The organism is Oceanispirochaeta crateris (assembly GCF_008329965.1).
GTDB classification, from domain to species: domain Bacteria; phylum Spirochaetota; class Spirochaetia; order DSM-2461; family DSM-2461; genus Oceanispirochaeta; species Oceanispirochaeta crateris.
In genome coordinates this window covers 2,263,582-2,282,119 of the sequence record NZ_CP036150.1, presented here as the reverse complement: position 1 = coordinate 2,282,119, position 18,538 = coordinate 2,263,582, and the positions used below count along the sequence as shown (strand labels likewise).

At 37.6% G+C, this 18,538-nt stretch carries 15 protein-coding genes and 1 pseudogene; 8 read left to right on the top strand and 8 right to left on the bottom strand.

What is annotated here, in order from left to right; translation table 11 throughout:
* Positions 1 to 171 precede the first annotated feature (171 nt).
* The 5 genes from EXM22_RS10320 to EXM22_RS10300 all read left to right on the top strand — a co-directional run bounded on the left by EXM22_RS10320 (position 172) and on the right by EXM22_RS10300 (position 5,973).
* A complete protein-coding gene (locus EXM22_RS10320; RefSeq protein WP_149486443.1) occupies positions 172 to 1,173 on the top strand; it encodes a substrate-binding domain-containing protein in 1,002 nt (333 codons plus the stop codon).
* Positions 1,174 to 1,263: 90 nt separating this feature from the next.
* The gene (locus EXM22_RS10315; RefSeq protein ID WP_149486442.1) at positions 1,264 to 2,748 is read left to right on the top strand and encodes a sugar ABC transporter ATP-binding protein; all 1,485 of its coding nucleotides are present in this window, start codon (positions 1,264 to 1,266) and stop codon (positions 2,746 to 2,748) included.
* Entirely contained in the window at positions 2,748 to 3,731 is a 984-nt protein-coding gene (locus tag EXM22_RS10310; RefSeq protein ID WP_149486441.1) for an ABC transporter permease, read from the top strand. Before EXM22_RS10315 ends, EXM22_RS10310 begins: the two co-directional genes overlap by 1 nt.
* Before the next feature lie 197 nt (positions 3,732 to 3,928).
* Positions 3,929 to 4,906: a fatty acid desaturase gene (locus tag EXM22_RS10305; protein ID WP_149486440.1), complete on the top strand. Its 978-nt coding sequence runs from the start codon at positions 3,929 to 3,931 to the stop codon at positions 4,904 to 4,906.
* Positions 4,907 to 4,932: 26 nt separating this feature from the next.
* Positions 4,933 to 5,973: a uroporphyrinogen decarboxylase family protein gene (locus EXM22_RS10300; RefSeq protein WP_149486439.1), complete on the top strand. Its 1,041-nt coding sequence runs from the start codon at positions 4,933 to 4,935 to the stop codon at positions 5,971 to 5,973.
* A gap of 65 nt (positions 5,974 to 6,038) precedes the next feature.
* On the opposite strand, the gene EXM22_RS10295 is transcribed toward EXM22_RS10300, so the two are convergent.
* The 3 genes and pseudogenes from EXM22_RS10295 to EXM22_RS10285 all read right to left on the bottom strand — a co-directional run bounded on the left by EXM22_RS10295 (position 6,039) and on the right by EXM22_RS10285 (position 9,379).
* Positions 6,039 to 6,950 carry an AraC family transcriptional regulator gene (locus tag EXM22_RS10295; protein WP_210411450.1) on the bottom strand — a complete coding sequence of 304 codons (912 nt, stop codon included), beginning with the start codon at positions 6,948 to 6,950 and terminating at the stop codon, positions 6,039 to 6,041.
* On the bottom strand, positions 6,913 to 8,130 hold the full coding sequence (locus tag EXM22_RS10290; protein WP_149486437.1) for an aldose epimerase family protein: 1,218 nt from the start codon (positions 8,128 to 8,130) through the stop codon (positions 6,913 to 6,915). The genes EXM22_RS10295 and EXM22_RS10290 overlap by 38 nt, the downstream gene beginning before the upstream one ends.
* Before the next feature lie 78 nt (positions 8,131 to 8,208).
* Positions 8,209 to 9,379 (bottom strand): annotated as a pseudogene (locus EXM22_RS10285) (IS3 family transposase).
* A gap of 882 nt (positions 9,380 to 10,261) precedes the next feature.
* Between EXM22_RS10285 and EXM22_RS10280 the strand changes: the two are divergent.
* Positions 10,262 to 11,290, top strand: a complete 1,029-nt coding sequence (locus EXM22_RS10280) for a zinc-dependent alcohol dehydrogenase (protein WP_149486436.1) — start codon at positions 10,262 to 10,264, stop codon at positions 11,288 to 11,290.
* A 186-nt stretch (positions 11,291 to 11,476) separates the two neighbouring features.
* Here EXM22_RS10280 and EXM22_RS18580 read toward each other — a convergent pair whose 3' ends face one another.
* From EXM22_RS18580 to EXM22_RS10255, 5 genes are all read right to left on the bottom strand, one after another.
* Positions 11,477 to 11,656 (bottom strand): transposase domain-containing protein, encoded by a 180-nt coding sequence (locus EXM22_RS18580; RefSeq protein WP_149486435.1) that lies wholly within the window; start codon positions 11,654 to 11,656, stop codon positions 11,477 to 11,479.
* 72 nt (positions 11,657 to 11,728) lie between these two features.
* Positions 11,729 to 12,568 carry an IS3 family transposase gene (locus EXM22_RS10270; protein ID WP_149486434.1) on the bottom strand — a complete coding sequence of 280 codons (840 nt, stop codon included), beginning with the start codon at positions 12,566 to 12,568 and terminating at the stop codon, positions 11,729 to 11,731.
* Between the two features lie 110 nt (positions 12,569 to 12,678).
* Positions 12,679 to 12,861, bottom strand: coding sequence for a transposase (locus EXM22_RS10265; RefSeq protein ID WP_149486433.1), 183 nt, complete (start codon positions 12,859 to 12,861; stop codon positions 12,679 to 12,681).
* 316 nt (positions 12,862 to 13,177) lie between these two features.
* Positions 13,178 to 14,398 carry an aldose epimerase family protein gene (locus EXM22_RS10260; protein ID WP_149486432.1) on the bottom strand — a complete coding sequence of 407 codons (1,221 nt, stop codon included), beginning with the start codon at positions 14,396 to 14,398 and terminating at the stop codon, positions 13,178 to 13,180.
* Positions 14,399 to 14,558: 160 nt separating this feature from the next.
* A complete protein-coding gene (locus EXM22_RS10255) occupies positions 14,559 to 15,806 on the bottom strand; it encodes an ROK family protein (protein ID WP_168203452.1) in 1,248 nt (415 codons plus the stop codon).
* Between the two features lie 211 nt (positions 15,807 to 16,017).
* On the opposite strand from EXM22_RS10255, the gene EXM22_RS10250 reads away from it, so the two are divergent.
* Complete coding sequence (locus tag EXM22_RS10250; protein WP_149487970.1) at positions 16,018 to 16,947, top strand: sugar phosphate isomerase family; 930 nt, start codon at positions 16,018 to 16,020, stop codon at positions 16,945 to 16,947.
* A 75-nt stretch (positions 16,948 to 17,022) separates the two neighbouring features.
* Complete coding sequence (locus tag EXM22_RS10245; protein WP_149486430.1) at positions 17,023 to 18,522, top strand: sugar ABC transporter ATP-binding protein; 1,500 nt, start codon at positions 17,023 to 17,025, stop codon at positions 18,520 to 18,522.
* The last annotated feature ends 16 nt before the right edge of the window (positions 18,523 to 18,538 follow it).

Below are 18,538 nucleotides of genomic sequence, written 5' to 3'. Positions count from 1 at the left end.
ACACTAATTCCCAGAATGAGTAGAGGTTTACTCATTCTCCTCTCTCGTGTGATCTTTCTAATATTTCATTTCTTTTATTAAATCCTTTCACAGAAGATATATAGAGATTTTTTACTAATTTGGCACTCTTATTGCATATTAAAAAGAAATACTAAAAAAAAGGAGAAATGTATGAACAAAATGTTACGTGGAGTATTAGGATTATTTCTAATAGCTGCCTGTGTAATGCCTGTGTTTTCAAATGGTCAGGCTGAAGATGGAGAAAAGAAAATCGTTGTAGGTGGTATTGTATTTCAGGAAGATCAGTTTATGAGACTTCTTTCTATTGGATATCAGGATGCTGCAAAAGATGCTGGTGTTAAAATACTTACTGGTAATACAGCGAATGACCAAACCAAAGAATCAGAGCTAATTAATACTTATGTTGCACAGAATGTTGCTGGTATTGCTGTAGCTCCCTTAAACTCAGAATCATCAGTTACTGTCCTTAAGCAGGCAAATGATGCAGGAGTTTTAATCTCTGTGACAAATATGGATCTGAGTAATGCTCCTTATATTGTTGGTGGTTTTACTTCTGACAATTATTATCTCGGAAAAAGTGTTGGTGTTGAAGCTGTTAAATTTATTAAAGAAAATCTTGATGGAAAGGCAAATATTGCAATTCTTCAATTCAAATCATTAATTCCTGAAGCTAGTACAGCTCGTGTAAATGGATTTCTTGATGAGGTTCAAAAACTTGGAAGCGATATAACAATTGTTTCTGATCAGGATGCATGGTTACAGGATGCTGCTTTTTCAACAGCAGGTGATATGTTAACAGCTAATCCAGATATCGATATATTCTTCGGTGCAAATGATGGTGGAACTTTAGGTGCGGTATTAGCAGTTAAAAATGCAGGACTTACAGGGAAAGCTTTTGTCTTTGGTATTGATACAGGTGACCAGCAGATTACAATGTTAAAATCCAGTGATAATATTCTTCAGGCTGTTTGTGGACAGGACCCTTATAACATGGGTTATATGGCCATGGAAGCTCTAATCAATGCAATCAATGGTGAAGATTATAGTGCGACAAAAGGAAAAACTGAAATCGTACCTGGGGCAGTATTAAATGCAGCCGATCCAGCTGGGATTGCAGCTTTTGAAGCGGATATGGCTTCAAAGCTTAAATAAATAATTCTATAATAATTTACACGGCTGCTATAATTATTTAGCAGCCGTTTTCATTTGCCTTCGGGATTTTAGAATAATTAGGGAGTAGTAATGAGTAAGTTGGAGACTAAAAAGATTTCCAAGGCATATCCTGGTACTTTAGCTCTAGATAATGTAAGTGTTTCCTTTGAAAGTGGAAAGGTAAATGCCCTTATTGGAAAAAATGGTTCAGGGAAGTCTACGCTGATAAAAGTATTTTCAGGAGCAGAACATCAAACGGGTGGAGAATTTTACCTTGATGGCAAGCAGTTAAAGTTTAAAGATCCAAGAGAGTCTTTTGCTAAAGGAATCGTTACTGTTTATCAAGAAATGAGTCTGATTCCCGGATTGTCAGTTGCTGAAAATATTTTCATAGGTAGGTTACCTATGAAAGGGAAACTTATTGATTGGAAGAAAACAAAATCAATGGCAAGGGACTTATTAAAAGAGCTTGAAATTGATATCGATATTGATAAACATATTTCTAATTTGAGTATGTGGCAATGCCAAATGATAGAAATAGCCAAAGCGATGAGTTTTAATCCTAAGGTATTGCAACTCGATGAACCAACATCGGCTCTGGCAAAACACGAAATTGAGTCTTTGTTCAAAATGATAAAAAGGCTTAAAGAGAAGGGTGTCATCATTATTTATGTATCTCATAAATTACATGAACTATGGCAGATTGCTGATACATGCACTGTTTTACGGGATGGAAAATTCATTGGTTCTGTTGATATGGAAGGTATTTCTCAAAAAGAAATAGTACATATGATGTTTGGGGATGTTAAGATCAATACCAGACCCGAAGACCTAGTGGTTTCCGATGAAGTTGTATTTGAAGTGAAGGGTTTGACACAGTCACCTAAATACAAAGATGTTTCATTTAGACTTAAAAAAGGTGAAATTCTGGGTATTGCTGGGATGCTGGGTGCCGGTAGGACAGAACTATTAAAATCTATATTTGGAGCCGACAATTTTGATAGTGGAGAAATTTACTGTTTTGGTAACCGAATAATGTCACCGACTCCTGAAAAAATGAAAAAAAATGGTATTGCACTAACACCTGAAGATAGAAAGATCGAAGGGCTAAACCTAATTGCTTCTATCAAACACAATCTATGTTATGCCAGTCTTGATAAAGTCTTTTCCAAAGGCATCTTTATAGATAAAAAAATTGAAGAAGAATTTGTTCAGCGCCAAATTGATGGTCTGGAAATTAAAATAAGTGATGTAGAGAATGATATGTATTCACTTAGTGGTGGAAATCAGCAGAAAGTTGTTGTTGGAAACTGGTTGAATACGTATCCTAAAATTATGCTTTTTGATGAACCCTCCAGAGGAATTGATGTTAATGCTAAACAGCAAATCTTTCAAATAATGTGGGAACAATCCCGCAAGGGAATTTCCAGTATAATGGTTTCTTCTGAACTGGAAGAGTTATTGGAAGTTTGTCATCGAATATTGATTATGCGTGAAGGTTCTATTGTTCAGGAAGTCTCTCCTGAAGATATTAGTATTGAAGATTTATATGCACTGTGCATGGGGGGAGAGTGATGCTGATTACAACACAAAAAAAAGTAAAAAAATTACTGAATACATTCGTACTGGAAATAATACTTCTGATCATTATTCTTATAATGTCATTTACGACGGCTGGATTTTTTTCATCTGCTAACTTTTTAAATATATTGCGGAATATGTCCTTGCAGGGAGTCATCGCTTTTGGTATGACAATGGTTATTATCGCGGGTGAAATAGACTTGTCAATTGGTTCTACAGTTGCCTTGTCTGGTGTTATTACCGGGTTGGTTGCTGGAAAACTATCAAGATTGGGAATCATGTCTCTGGAAAGTGCAGTATGGGTTGGTATGATTGTAGCCTTAATTGCTGGTGGGGGAATCGGTTTCTTTATCGGATGGTTACGTACAAGATTTAATATGCCAACATTTATCATATCTCTTGGAATGATGAACATATCCCTTGGTTTTGCTGCAGTTTTAAGTAAAGGATTCCCTATCACTACTTTTCCAGAATGGTTCAATGTCTTTGGTGCCGGAAGAGTTTTTGGGCTCATACCTGTTCCTGCAATTATATTGTTAATATTATTTGTAATAATGTTTATGATAATGGAATTAACTAAATTTGGACGGTCAGTTTATGCTGTTGGGGGTAATCCTGAATCAGCTAGATTATCAGGAATCAATGTAACAAAAGTTAAAATAATAAGCATGGTCACAGTACAGTTAACAGCTGTACTTGCTGGTATCCTAACTTCATCCCAGGTTATGTCGGGTACATTCTCTTTTGGACGTGGATGGGAACTGAACGTTATCTCAGCTGTAATTATTGGTGGGGCCAGTTTGAATGGTGGTCGTGGAAAGGTCTGGGGTACATTTGTCGGATTGATCTTCTTATATGTTATAATAAATGCAATGACACTTCTTGGTGTTGATCAATTTTGGCAGTATGTAGTTCGCGGTGTCATTATTATCGCTGCTGTTTTGATGAATACAATTCAATCAGAAAGAAAAGATTAGTTAAAAAACCTAATAATCGCTTAATTTTTAAATTTATAATAACTAAGATGCTATGGATAAATTATGCCGTGGTATCTTAGTTATAATAATCATCTCTAAGTACCTCTTCTCTGAAATATCAAAAAAATGCATAAATATATCAATAAAATAAATATCTGAACCTGTTTAGCTCATGTATAATTAAAGTGAGATATGTAATGACAGAAAATATAAAAGTTAAATGGTATAAAACCCCCCTCTCTAAAGAGGATTTAAAATTAGTCTCAAAGAGAAGTAATTGGAAAGGTCTTGTCCAAACTCTTGGGCACCTTTTATTTCTAATGCTTTTTGCAGTGCTTGCCTATTGGAGTACTTTGAATTTAAAGCTCTTTTATAACATAATATTTTTTTTAATCTACGGTATTTTTTATTCATTTATATTAAATGGATTCCATGAAATGAGTCATAATACAGTCTTTCAGTCAAAAGGGTTGAGTCGTTTCTTTTATCGCCTCTTCGGCTTTCTCAGCTGGAATAATCATGTCTTTTTCAGTGAAAGCCATAGAGTTCACCATCATTATACTTTACAACGGTCATATGATATGGAAGTTATTCTTCCAGTTATGGTTACAGCTAAAGAATTTTTTCTTAGAGGGTTTATAAATCCTATAGGATTTGTTGAGACCGTTTATGGCACAATATTATTATCTTTGGGAATTGTAAAAGGCAAGATGTATACCGGCTTAGGTTTCGCTAGTGCTGAATGGAAAGAATTATTATTTCCCAAAGAAAATATGGTAGTCCGTAAGCAGCTTATTAATTGGGCTAGATTTACTCTTATTGGTCATATCTTTATAATTTGTTTGAGTTTAGCTTTTGGACTGTGGCAGATTCCCCTCTTGATAACTCTAGCTCCTTTTTATGGCTCTGGATTTCTGTATCTTTTAAATCCAACACAGCATATTGGTAAGAAAGACAATGTCGATGATTATAGGTTGAATTCTCGTACAATTCTATTAAATCCTTTTCTGAGGTTTCTTTACTGGAATATGAATTATCATATCGAGCATCATATGTATGCGGCTGTTCCATTTTACAACCTAGGTAAATTACACCGACTGATAGAACATGATTTACCTGAATCACCAAAAGGACTCATCCGTACCTGGATTCAAATAAAGGATATGGATAAATAAATTAAATAATGAAAGGAGAGACATATATGAAAGAAATGACAGGGCTTGAACGTTGTCGAGCTGTGTTAAATAATGATTTACCCGATCGTGTTCCTGTCGTACCTCAGACTTTTATGTTTGCTGCCGAAACAGCAGGGTTTCGCATTGGGGATATGAATAAGAATGGAAAGATGATGGCTGATAGCCATATCATCAGTCAGGATAAATATGGTTATGATGGATGTGTTATTGATGTTGATGATGCTTCATTGGCAGAAGCTTGCGGTGCTAAGGTCATATTTGATAACCCAAATGAACCTGCTTTAGTAGATGAACACAATCCTCTGGTAAATGATTTGAGGCAATTTAAAGATATGGAACTTCCTGATCCTCTAAAAGATGGAAGACTTCCAGCCTGGCTTGAAGCTACTGATCGATTAGTTTCTGAAATTGGAAATAGAGTTTTCATCATGGGACGGTCAGATCAAGGACCCTTTGATCTTTTATGTCTTCTTAGAGGAACTCAAAACTTTATGATGGAATTAATTACCGAAGATCCCAAGATTATCTGGGATGCTCTTGATTGGTGCCGCGAAGCTAACCTCCGTTTTGCTAAAGCGCAAAAAGATGCAGGAGCTCATGCTACCTCTATTGGTGATTCATATGCTGGTCCTAACCTAATCAGCCCCGATATGTATAGACAGTTTGCCTGGGAACATGAGCTGACTCTATGTAAGCAGGTACAGGATTATGGGATACCCTGGAGTCTTCATATTTGTGGAAATACAAATGAAATTCTAGGGGATATGGCAAGTACTGGAGCAAAAATCTTAGAGGTCGATTGGCAGGTCGATATGAAAAAAGCCAGTGACATTGTTGCTGGAAGAGCAGTTCTAATGGGGAATATTGATCCAAGTGATCCTTTGGTGTACGGGACTCCAGAAGGGGTAGACTTGAAGGCAAAACAGATCATTGAAGCTACAGAGGGGAAAAATCTTTTCCTTTCCAGTGGCTGTGCTATGGGACGGCACACTCCGGAGGCAAATATGCGAGCAATGATTAACGCTGCAAAAAAATATAGTAATTAAAATTATCAGAGCCTTTCTTTGGATCGGGAAGGCTTCTATATTTAATTATTCTCGCTCTTTTTCTATCAGTACTTTTGAGGTGAAATTCCAGTTAATTTTTTAAACCAAATGCTAAAATAAGAAGCAGAACTAAATCCACAGTGGCCTGCTGTCTCATCAACAGAGGCTCCCCTGGAAAGTAAAACGCAAGCTTTATTGAGACGCTTTTCATCATGGTATTTTTTAGGAGAGCGTCCATAAGTTGATTTGAAAAGTCTAGATATATGTTCCTGTGTATAACCAGTTTTCTCAGATAAATCGTGGAAATCTATCTTTTCCATACAATGTGAATCAAGGTAAGTTTTAAAATAATGGAGTGGAAGTTTGTCGAATGATTTCTCCTCTGAGAATAGACGAGCTATTCTTGTAAAAATCTCAAGTATCTTTTGGTATATGATTTTACCAGAATACTGATCTCTAATATGTAATTCATCATAGATATCTGAAAATGATTGATTAAAATAGGGGCGTTTTTCAAATATGGCATAGTCTTCAATAGAAAAATTTTCAGTAATCTCGTCAATTTCTCTGTCAAAAATGGTGAAATACTCCACATCATGGGGTTTTTTCTTTTGAAGTAACATGGTTGGGGGCTGCATATGCTCCTTGGATAGAGCTACTTCACTCCCAGTTTGAAACCCCATCCAATAGAATGAAATAAATTGTTTGTTAAAGATAAAATCGTGAGTAGTTTTTGGGGAAATAATACAAAGATCATCCTCTTTTAAATGTATTGGATTCCTCCCTTTAAATAATTCTATTTTTGCTTCCCCCTTTGTTACAAAAATTAATTCATAACCATAGTGATAGTGAGGGGCAAAATTATATGTTGTAACATTTTCAGAAAACCCAAAGTGGCTAAGTCTGGGCCGTTCTGATAAGGGATATTCAAATTGTTCTCTAGTCATCATTTCTAAGACTGGCGAAATGGAAATCACAGGGTATATTCATTTTAATCCCTGAGTAGCTTTCCAACGCAAGACAATCTATTTCTCCTTTGACCGAGAAAATACCATCATCAAATATATCTCCTTCATATTCCTGAAAGAGGGTTCCATAATACAGAGACTTCTTTTCAGATGGTTTGAGGTCAAGATATGTGGGGTAGCCTAATAGTTTAGGGTGTTTTATGGCCTCGTTTAATCCATTTGCATAATAGCCTGTGACATTTTCAGACCCGAGGCAGAATGTCTGATCTGTTAAACCGTCAACTGCCGCCCAAGGGGTATAAGGGCGGCCTCCATAATTCATCCAAAGGTCATAGAAATAAAGAGGAATTTCATCCTTTTTAACAACCGCTGGTCCCTTGAAAAATGAGAGGTAAATAAGTTTTAAACGTGGATTGATTATTGAAGCCCAACCGAGCTCACATTCAGGAGGAACGGCACCACATATGAAGTCTGTATATCCATTAATTCCCGGTACTTTTCTTATATCTATAGTCCCACCTTCCCGAAGGGGTACTTCTTTCAGACTATCTGTTTCTGCTCCAAATTTCAGATGCCCTGTATTATCGAATTCTGTACCCGCAGCTGGTACAGAGTATTTTTGAGCATTGTTATCAATAAGACAAGCACTTTCCAAAAAGGGAGGTCCAACTGTATTATGCCAACCACAGTTATAGGGTTCATTATTTTTACCTGTATTTTGAATGTCCAGTCTTGTATAGAGTATAGAATGGTTCTTCAGCAGTAGGTCTGTTTTCTTGTATCTGAAAGGATGTAATCCTTCTTTTAGAGTACTAGTAAAAGTTATTGATTTTTCACTTTTATACGGATCACCCTGATCCCATTGTTCAAATGCAGTGAAACCATGGGGAGGGATATTGTATTCATTGACAACATTGTCTGGACCAAAGTTAGGTGCACAGGGAAAATTTCCGGATATATCATACAAAAGTGGGATCTTCCAGAAAGAAGAGTGTTTAGTTCCATTCCATGGCTCTGGGCTGTTTGCTCTAAACCATGGTTGCCAATGTGAGTTTATCCACCCTTTTTTATACTGAGTACTTAACTCGGGAATCATCCCCTTATTCGCATCTATAACAACACGGATTTTACCGTTGTTCATATAGACCGCCTCTCTATTCCCAGCTTCTTTTATCTTTCTGCAATCCATTTTTTCTCCTCTTAAATATATAAACCGGACCGAACCAACAGTACGACTCACACTTATTATAGTGACATCTCTCAAATATTAGACCAGCACAGGTTTACCCAATTTACGTGTTGATCCCCACCCATTCATTGGACTCTCAAAAAGATAATATTTGCAGTCTAAGAGACTGCAGGAAATCTTTTCTTGTTCAGCGAATTCAATAGGAGTTTTGTATCCCAAAGAACTATGTGGTCTGTACTCATTATAGTCATTTCTCCAATCTTTCTTTCTGCATCATCCAGAGAGAGAAACCAGTGAGCGTGCAAAAACTTTTTTCTAAAACTCCCATTAAACGATTCAATAAAAGCATTATCCGTCGGTTTTCCAGGTCTAGAAAATTGGAGCGTTACCCCATTTTGATAAGCCCAGAAATCAAGAGCTTTGGAAATAAACTCTAGACCATTATCAACTCGTATCGAATCAGGGAACTCTCTGCTTCGTGTAACCATTTCAAGATTTGATACTACTTCCTGGGCCTTTATTGATTGAGCAGGGTAAATGGCTAAACATTCCCGGCTATAAATATCAACCAAAGTAAGCGCTCTGAATCTCTTTCCATTAAACAATTGGTCTGAAACAAAATCCATTGCCCAAGATTCGTTAATTCTACTAATATTTTCTATCTCTGCACGAGGCATACCCACCCGTTTTTTACTTTTTTTACACCTTAAATGAAGATTTTCAAGATAATAAAGACGATAGACTCTCTTATAATTGATTTAAAAACCTTCTCTTTTCAGAAGGATCTGGATTCTCTGATAAACATAGTGAACTCGGCTTTCAGCATAATTTCGAATCTTTATCCGTAACATCATTTGATCACCTCTGTGAGGCTTGTAATAGAATGTTGACCTTAGGATCTGAATCGCCCGACAGGCCCTTCTTGTATCAACCCTATAATCATCTATCAAATGTCTTGTTAATTCTCTTCTATGAGAGATGCTTAGAGCTTTTTTTAAAGCACCTCCTGCTACATGTGCTTATCCAGGCTAAGATCTGCAACTTTTGTCTTTAGTCGTTTATTTCATCTTCAAGCTGCCTGAGTCTCTTTAAATCACTTGGCAAAAGACCATCATATTTTCTTTTCCTTCTGTAAAATGTTTGCTCTGTTACACCCATTTTTTCTGACAACTTCAGCAACTGGAGTGCCTGTTTCTGCTTGCTTAAGAGCAAATGAAATTTGCCCCTCTGTGAATGAAAATTTCTTCATATTCTCCCCCTAATATCAGTATCGGATATTTTCCGATTTCTAACATTTTGAGTGCCCAGTTTCCGGGGAGGCGATCAGATCAGTGCTGAAAACTAATCTAGGTTCTGGTATAAAATATTGGAGAGAGGTCCATGTGGTTCACAATAAATGAATATACTATATTAAAAAATAATTATTAAGCATAAATAAAATACTCAAAGTAAATTGGAATAAGTCATTTTAAATAAAAAATTAGAATTTACAGTTGCAATTTTTACAACCACAATTATGATTGTATATGGATTTTTAATACATTCCTTATAAGTAAATGTTGTGTAAGAAGAAAGGCATTAGAAATAGAACTTTTTTTGTTTAAGATCAAAAAATCAGGAGGAGGATAAAAATGGGACAATTTGTTTAATACTCAATTTCTAACGGAGTTGAGAACTACTGTGACGAAATGAAACTTATGTTTAGTGAGCTTTTTCATAGCCATACAATTCCAAATAATCCATACAATAATCACAACTGGGAACTTCACAAACGTGGTGGATTTACTGTTGTAAATGCTATTCCTGATGAGAATTTGTAGAATACATTGTTCGGGGAAGAATGGTATATAAACAATGATGAAGTGCACCATCATATAATTACCCTTTACAAATCAACTCATTATGATGAAGTTTTTATCGTCCAGCCAAAGATAATATATATCCGGCACACAGTTTTGGTGAGGTTTCGTATGTTGTTGAAGGTCCGGATCTTAAAAAACTGCTTAGAAGGTAGACAATGAAATATAAGTCTTCCGTCATTACAAGGCTCAACAATACTGGAGATCTTTCAATGATGTATTTGGCATCTCTCACAATAAAATATAATTTTAGATAAAGATGGAGTTAAGACATGTATAAATCTGCCTGGGTAAGCAAAAAAAAAGAGATTAAAATAATTGAAAAAGCTCATCACGTTATGAAGAGTCATGATGTTAGAGTTAAGATTCAAGCCTGTGGTGTTTGTGGAACGGATATTCATTTCTACAATGAGAATCCTGGAGGCAAGACTATTCCCCTGGGGCACGAGGTTGCTGGTGTTGTTGAAGAGCTAGGTTCCGAAACTACTGGTCTCAGAGTCGGTGATAAGGTCGTTATTCAGAATCATGTTGCTTGTGGTAGGTGTACTTCATGTTTGAATCAGAAACCACAGGCCTGTACAGATATATTTACTTATATGAATGATCAGTCGGGAATGGGTGAATATCTTACAGTTCCTGAGAAAATGGTTCTTCGGTATGAGGGGCTTGAACCCTGGGAAGCAACGGTTGCTGAACCGATAACTGTTGCTCTTGATTTGTGCAAACAGGCTGATATTCCATTAAACTGTGATGTTCTGATTATGGGGCCGGGAATCATTGGTTTAAGCTGCATTAAGCTTGCTCAAAAGAGAGGGGCTCGCAATATTGTTCTCGCCGGGCGCAATTTTAATACTGAAAGAGGTTCTGGCCGGAAGAAGGCTGCCGAGTCCCTTGGTGCGACTCATACTGTGGATACATCAATTACTGATTGGAAAATGAAGCTAAAAGAAAACTTTCCAAATGGTTTTGACAGAGTCATCGTGACTTCTCCACCCAATACCATAGCTGATGCTATAGAACTTGCTGGTTTTGGTGCAGATATCATCTACAATGGAATTAGTTTTTCCTCCGATTCTATAAGTCTTAGTGCTAATGATCTTCATTTTCAGAAAAAAAACCTGAAAACATCACATGCTATTCCTAACTGGGGTTTTCCTATTGCACTGGATTTGCTTAGAAATGGCGATATTGATCCTTCTGTTTTGGTTTCTGCACGTATTCCATTTATTCAATTAGAAGAGGCACTTCGTGAAGCCCAAAAGAATGATCGTGCTGTTATCAAAGTAGTAGTAGAGATCTAGAAAATAAATAATCTTCAACAGTCGGTGGAAATCGCTTGTGAATATCTCTTCGATTATGACGCTTCATTACTCAATAAATAGGAGTAATGAAGAAATTGAGTATCCTGTCCTATAGTTTAATCAACTTTCAGGCACTGCTACGATAATATGTATGGTATAAGCCGCTCAAAAGTAACCGTTTTTTCTCTAGGCCCCTGGTAGCATGCTCTTGTTTACATCCTCTGGATTACATTTCCAAGGAGTTAACGATTCAAGACTATCTTCATTTTTTAATAATGGGGCCTTTTCAAATAACCATTTTAGATAAGCATACGGATTTAAACCGTTAAGTTTTGCCGTTTCTATGAGAGAGTAATAAAAGCACATAGCATCAGCGTCTTCGGTACTTCCGGCGAACAGGAAATTCTTGCTATAGTGCTCCTTTCAGTCAATACAGCTTTATGCCACTTTTAAGTTAGATTCTCTGGAATAAATCTGATCCGGTGAATTCCCATTCAGACTCTGATGTGGTCTGACCGAATTATAGAAATTAAAATACTTCAATAAACCCTTTCGAAGATTTTTCAGAGTGTCATACCGATACAGATAAATGTCTTCATACATCAACGTTTTCCAGAATCTTTCAATGTAAATATTATCCAAATCACGACCTTTTCCATCCATGCTGATACGAACCATTTCTCCCTCTAGGAGGGATGTGAATTCATTACTAGTGAATTCACATCCCTGATCCGTATTGAAGATCTCAGGCAAGCCATATCTCATCATGGCCTGCATCAACGCTTCCATAACAAACGTAGTATCCATCGTGTTGCTGACATTCCAGGACAAGATTTTCCGGCTGTATAGATCGATTATGGCCACCACATAGACGATTCCACCGGGAATATGGACGTAAGTAATATCAGAAGCCCACACGTGATTCGGATGAGTTATATCCAAGTTACGAAGCAGATATGGGTACTTCTTATGCTTCTTTCCAGGTTTTGAAAGGCATCTCTTGGGAATAACTGCTTTGATTTCCATCTCTTTCATCAGCCTGTAAACCCGTTTCGGAGAGGTCTCATGCCCCATGTTCTTATCCAGATGATTATAGATCTGCCTATATCCATAGAAGATATGCTGTTTCCACAGTTTCTTAATTATCCTTTTCTCAAGATTATCCTGATACTCCCGAAATGGATCTTTTTGCTCCTTGTAGTGAAACCAGCTACGACTTTTTCCAAAGAGGTCGCATTGCTCAGTGATACTGAGTTTCTTGGAATCAGTATCAATCATGGATTTTACAGGAGTCCCTGTATCTTCAAGTTTTTTTTTAGGAAATCATTCGCGGCATGAAGCTTTCCGATCTGCTTGTACAGTTCTTCCTTCTCATCTTCCAGCTCTTTTTACGTTTGTGATTTCCCATTACGGAAGACAGAATCCGCATTGTCCAGCAGCTCTCTTTTCCACTTTGAAATCATGGCGGGATGAGCTCCTGTTTCCTGGGCTATTTCACTAACTGTTTTCTCTTCACAAATCACCATGAGCGCTATTCTGGCTTTCTCTGAATCGCTCCACTTCCTGCGCATCTTTCTACTCCTTCAGACACAGATTATACTGCATCAATCTAATTTAGGAGCTGTACAGCTTCATGGGAGCACTATACATGTTATACATATAGGGCTGTATAGTGCCATATTTCAGAGTTTATGTAGTAAGTCTTCCATATAATGAATGGCTCTGGGTTCATATAGTAATGGTGTCAATTCTGGCGTCATTATTACCACTCAAGTGCCTAGGGATATAAAAAATAACCTACGCTGCTTGTGTCATTGGTTCTCTTGCCAGATCAGAGCAATTTTCGGAATGATTTATTTCTTGTTGTTGATCTAGAAGAGGGCAAACTCAATTTAGTAATCTCTGAAAATCCCACTCAGCCTGAACAGTAATATACTTACCATTATAGCCAGTTAATATTAATTCATTTTCACTCGTTGTAATTGATGAAACGCCCTCATCCAATACACCATTCGTATATTCCTGGAAAAGGACTCCATAATGAAGTGTTCGTGTTTCACCTGGAGGAAGCATGAGGTGAGTTGGATTCCCCAGCAGTCTATCATTCGCAATAGACTGTTTCAGGCCATTTGCATAATATCCTGTTGCATTTTCAGCTCCCAGGCAGAAGGTCTGATCCGTAAGACCATCCCGAACTGCCCAGGGAGTGTAGGACCTTCCCCCATAATTCATCCAAAGATCATAAAAATAAAGAGGTATTTCATTCTCTTTTATAGCGGCTGGCCCAGTAAAAAATGACAGATAAATAAGTTTCAATCGGGGATTAACAACAGAACTCCATCCAAGCTTGCAGTTCTCAGGAACTGCTCCTGTAATAAAATCAGAATGACCAATTACGCCCGGTACAATTCTCAAGTTGGCAGTTCCCCCCTTTTTAAGAGGTACAGCTTCAAGTGAGTCTGTTTCGGCTCCAAACGCTAGCCGGGCAGTAGTATCAAATTCTCCTCCCTCAGGTATGACCTTAAACTTTTCCGCATTATTATCAATAAGACATCCACTTTCAAAAAAAGGAGGGCCTACAGTGTTGTGCCAAGCACAATTATAAGGCTCCTCTTTACTACCTGTGTTTGTAATTTCAAGATCTGTATAGTGAACATTCTGTCCATTCAAAATCATATCTGTCTTTTTGTATCGAAAGGGATGGGTTTTTTCTTTAAGGGTACTGATAGAAGAATATCCCCTGGAATCGGGTAGGCTGAAAGGTTTTTCCTGTTCCCAGGTTTCAAAGGCTGAAAATCCATGGGGAGGTAAATCATATTCATCAAGCTGATGACCAGGGCCGAAATTAGGGGCACATGGGAAATTACCTGCTATATCATATAATAGAGGAACCTTCCAGAAAGGGGAGTTCTCTTCATTATTCCAGGGCAATCCGCTATTCGCTCTGAACCATGGTTGCCAATGAGCATTAATCCACCCATCCCGAAATCGGGTATTGAGTTCTGGAATCATACTCTTTTCTGCATCAATAACAACCTGCAAGGTATCATGACCAAGAATCACAGAATCTCGATTTCCTGCTGATTTTATTTTTTCATTTTTTAACATCTCATTACTCCTCGAAGTTATTTGTTTTCTTTAGAAAAAAGACTCAACTGATGGGATGATTTTTTTTTACAATTTATTTAAATACTAATTTCACTTGTACAGTAGTTCTGAAACTACCTTTTCAATTAATTTTCCATAGAATACTTTTATTATTATTCTTTCAGACCGTTGTACTCAAATAGGGGAACTCTTCAAGTAATAAAGAATCGACAGCAAGGGCCGCCGCACCTAGAATACCCGCTTCCGAACCTAATGTGGAGATTCCAATTTCAGGGATCGGGAAAGGAAGTGAGCGGGATAGACTCTCCTTTATTGGTTTCACAAAAAGGTTGTCAATTTCTGGCAGAAAGCAGATGTCTCCTCCCAATATGATGACTTCTGGATTTAGCATAACAATCATATTATGGAGTGCTGGAATAAAAAAATTCAATATTTCTGCAATCTCATTTCTGCAGAGAGAATCTCCTTTAGCAGCATCCCTGAATATCAGTTCAGGGGTAATGCTCTCCTTGTCTTCCTTATATATGCCGGCAAGGGATGAATCAACACCACAAGCTAGCTCTCTTAAAATATTTTGTCGAAGAGCGGAAAGTGAGGCATTATTTTCCAGGTAGTCTTTTTTTCGTCCTAGATAACCGGTATGCTCCAATCCTATCAGAGAATAACCAATTTCCCCGGCAAAACCATTTCCCCGGTACACTTTACCATCCAGGAGTATTCCAGATCCGATGCAGTTTCCAATTTCAACAAAGATGAGTGTTTGTGGGGACGCTTCCTTCATCTTTTTTTTCTCTGCAAAAGCGGAGAGGGAACATATGTTCTCGACAAACACAGGAACTCCATATCGATTTTCTATGACTTCCCGTAACTGCACCTCCTTCATACTTTCATAATAGACCATTTGAAGTTTATCTGTTGTTTGGTTAACTACTGCGGGAACTCCTATTCCAATTGCTTTTAGCCCTCCCTCTGATGAGGGGGACTCTGATTTATACTGATCAATACTGCTGTCAATCATTTTAAAAAGATCCCGTTTGATATCTTGTGATGAATTGGAGTGAAATCCTTTTAAACGTGATTTGATATGTACTGAATAATCTACGATAACTGCTGTGCTAAAGTTTTGAAAGAGATCTATTGCAATGATATAACCAAAACCTTCATTAATGGCATAGACAGGAGTTCCTCTTCTGGCTGAACTGTTTGAATCCTTTAAGGGAGTGATCCGATTGGTCTCCTCCAAAAAATCTACAGCTCTGGAAACAGCCGGAATACTCAACCCGAGATCTTCTGCAATTCTGGAGCGGTTTGCAGAAAGATTTTCCCTTAGATAATTAAATACAAGAGAAATATTCACCTGACTTTGCTTCGAGGCATTCATGGCATTACTGATTTTCATTCTCTTCATAGATACTCCCATTCGGTATTACAACAATTAACTTATTTAAAATACATGAAATAGTAATATAAAACAATAATGATGTAACATTAAATTAGTTAAAAAGGACTAAATCAATTGTATTTAGATAATGAATATATTTATTGACAGGTTTAGAACCGCTATGCTAACATTGAGTTATCTTAATTGTGTCATAAAATATTTAAACAGGAGTTACTTTATGCGTAATAACAGTCTTGTAGCTAATAGTTGGTGGGACTATACGACCCTAGATAAAGAAATACTAGATGCTGCGGCATCCATGTCAGTCAAAGATCTGGAACAGCTAAACAGGGAGGGATTTCAAATTGTCATGTATGATACGTTGGAGGAATTCTATCTGGCAGAAGCACTCGAATATATCAACACATGGATGAAATCTACTGCTGATAATCCCAAAGGACTTTGTGGACCAATAGGTCCCACCGAACAGCTCCCGCTGGTCGCCAGGATTATCAATGATTTGAAATTGAACGTAAAGGAAGGGCATTTCTGGGCAATGGATGAATGGGTTGAAAACGGAAAAGAAGTTCCCGTTACTCATCCCCTTAGCTTTGCACGGGCTAACCTGGAATTGTGCTTTAACAGAATAGATCCATCTTTGAGGATGCCGGATGAAAATATCCATTTTCTGAAAGCGGACAATATCGAGAAGTATACGGCATCATACGACAGCATAAAATGCGAAATTATGCAGGGAGGACAGGGTGATGTCAAACATTGGGCATTCAATGATCCATTTAAAAGAGAAGCTCCTTATGATAAAGCACCACCCAGCCCCGAAGTATATCGTCAATTATCTGCCAGAGTAATAGACCTTCATCCTGTCACCCTGATGCAGAACGCAAGAACATCCGGAGGCGGAGTGGTTACCGGAGTTCCAGTTAAGGCAATAACAGTCGGCCCGATAGAAACATGGAAATCCGGAGAAGTATCAATATGGCATTCAGGCACACATGATAATCCTTTCGGAATGAGACTTACAGCGTTTATGATCTCCAAAAAAATCATTGATACTGCTGTACCTATGTCAATTCTTGCTGATCATCCATCTGTGAAATTCAACTATTACAGACCAAAAATAGGGGACTGTAGAGTAGAAATACACTGATCAGAGATATAGAGCTAGGACCTGACAAACAATGTGTTTGAACAGTGAATCAACTTCAATAAAATGGATTGCTAAATGAATAAAGAAGAGAATGTTAATGTTCCTTATCTTCAGATGAATAAAATTGTAAAACAGTTTCCTGGTGTTCTGGCTCTAAAAGGCATTGATTTTGTAATGAACCAGGGAGAAGTTGTGGCCCTCATGGGGGAAAACGGCGCCGGAAAATCAACATTGATGAAAATCCTTATGGGTGTGTATGCCAAGGATGGTGGAGATATAATAATTCAGGGAGAGAAGGTAGACATTCACAATACTCTCAGTGCAATCCATCTTGGCATTAGTATGATTTATCAGGAACTTAATCTGGTACCCAATTTGAACATTGCTGAAAATATCTTCCTAGGCCAGGAACAAAACAACAAGGGTTTCATTGATAAGAATGCGATGCATGAAGAAGCCAGGGCATTCATCAAAACTGTCGGCATGGATTTTGATTCAAATATTCTAGTCAGCCAGCTTTCGACAGCTCAGAAGCAGATGATTGAGGTCGCCAGGGCTCTATCTCTGGATGCAAAACTTATCATTATGGATGAACCGACCTCATCACTGACCGAATCTGAAACTAATACTCTATTTGAAATCATTGATAATTTGAAGAAGAAAAATGTATCCGTTATTTTCATCACTCATCGAATGAATGAAATTTTCAGAGTTGCCGATAAGGTCGCCATCATGCGGGATGGAGAAATGATCTGTACACTGGATATCGCCTCAACAAATAAAAATGAGGTAATCCGGCATATGGTAGGACGAGAGATTGATGACATATTTGCTAAAGAACAGGCAGAAATCTCTGATGTCATCATGGAAGTGGAAAACCTTTCAACAAAAGGATTTCTTAAAGATATCAGTTTCAATATCAGAAAGGGCGAAATCCTTGGATTTGCCGGTCTGGTTGGTGCAGGAAGATCTGAAGTCATGCGAGCTATTTTTGGAATAGATAAAAAAGAAAGTGGCATAGTCAGGATAAACGGTAAAGAGGTAAATATAAAGTCCACTGTAGATGCTTTGAATCAGGGAATAGGCTTTCTTCCGGAAGATAGAAAGGAACAGGCTCTTGTATTAGGAATGACTTTAAGAGAAAATCTTACTTTGGCTTGCTTGAATACCTTGTCTCGCTTTCATTTTATTCTTTTTAAAAAGGAAATGTCTTTAAGTAAACATTATGTGGATTTACTGAGAGTAAAAACTCCCGGAGTTGAACAAATTATTAAGAATCTTTCTGGAGGTAATCAGCAGAAAGTCGTCATTGGAAAATGGCTAGCGATCACGCCCAAAATTTTGATTCTAGATGAACCGACCCGGGGAATTGATGTGGGCAGTAAAAAGGAGATCCACGCTCTGATGTCAAAACTAGCCAGAGATGGAGTTGCCATAATTATGATCTCATCAGAACTTCCGGAGATTCTTGGGATGTCCGACAGAATTGTAGTGATGCAGGAAGGTAGGATCTGTGGAGAACTCCTCCGTGAAGAAGCAAATCAGGAAAGTATTATGAGTCTGGCAATCTCATAAATAAAAAAGGATAGAA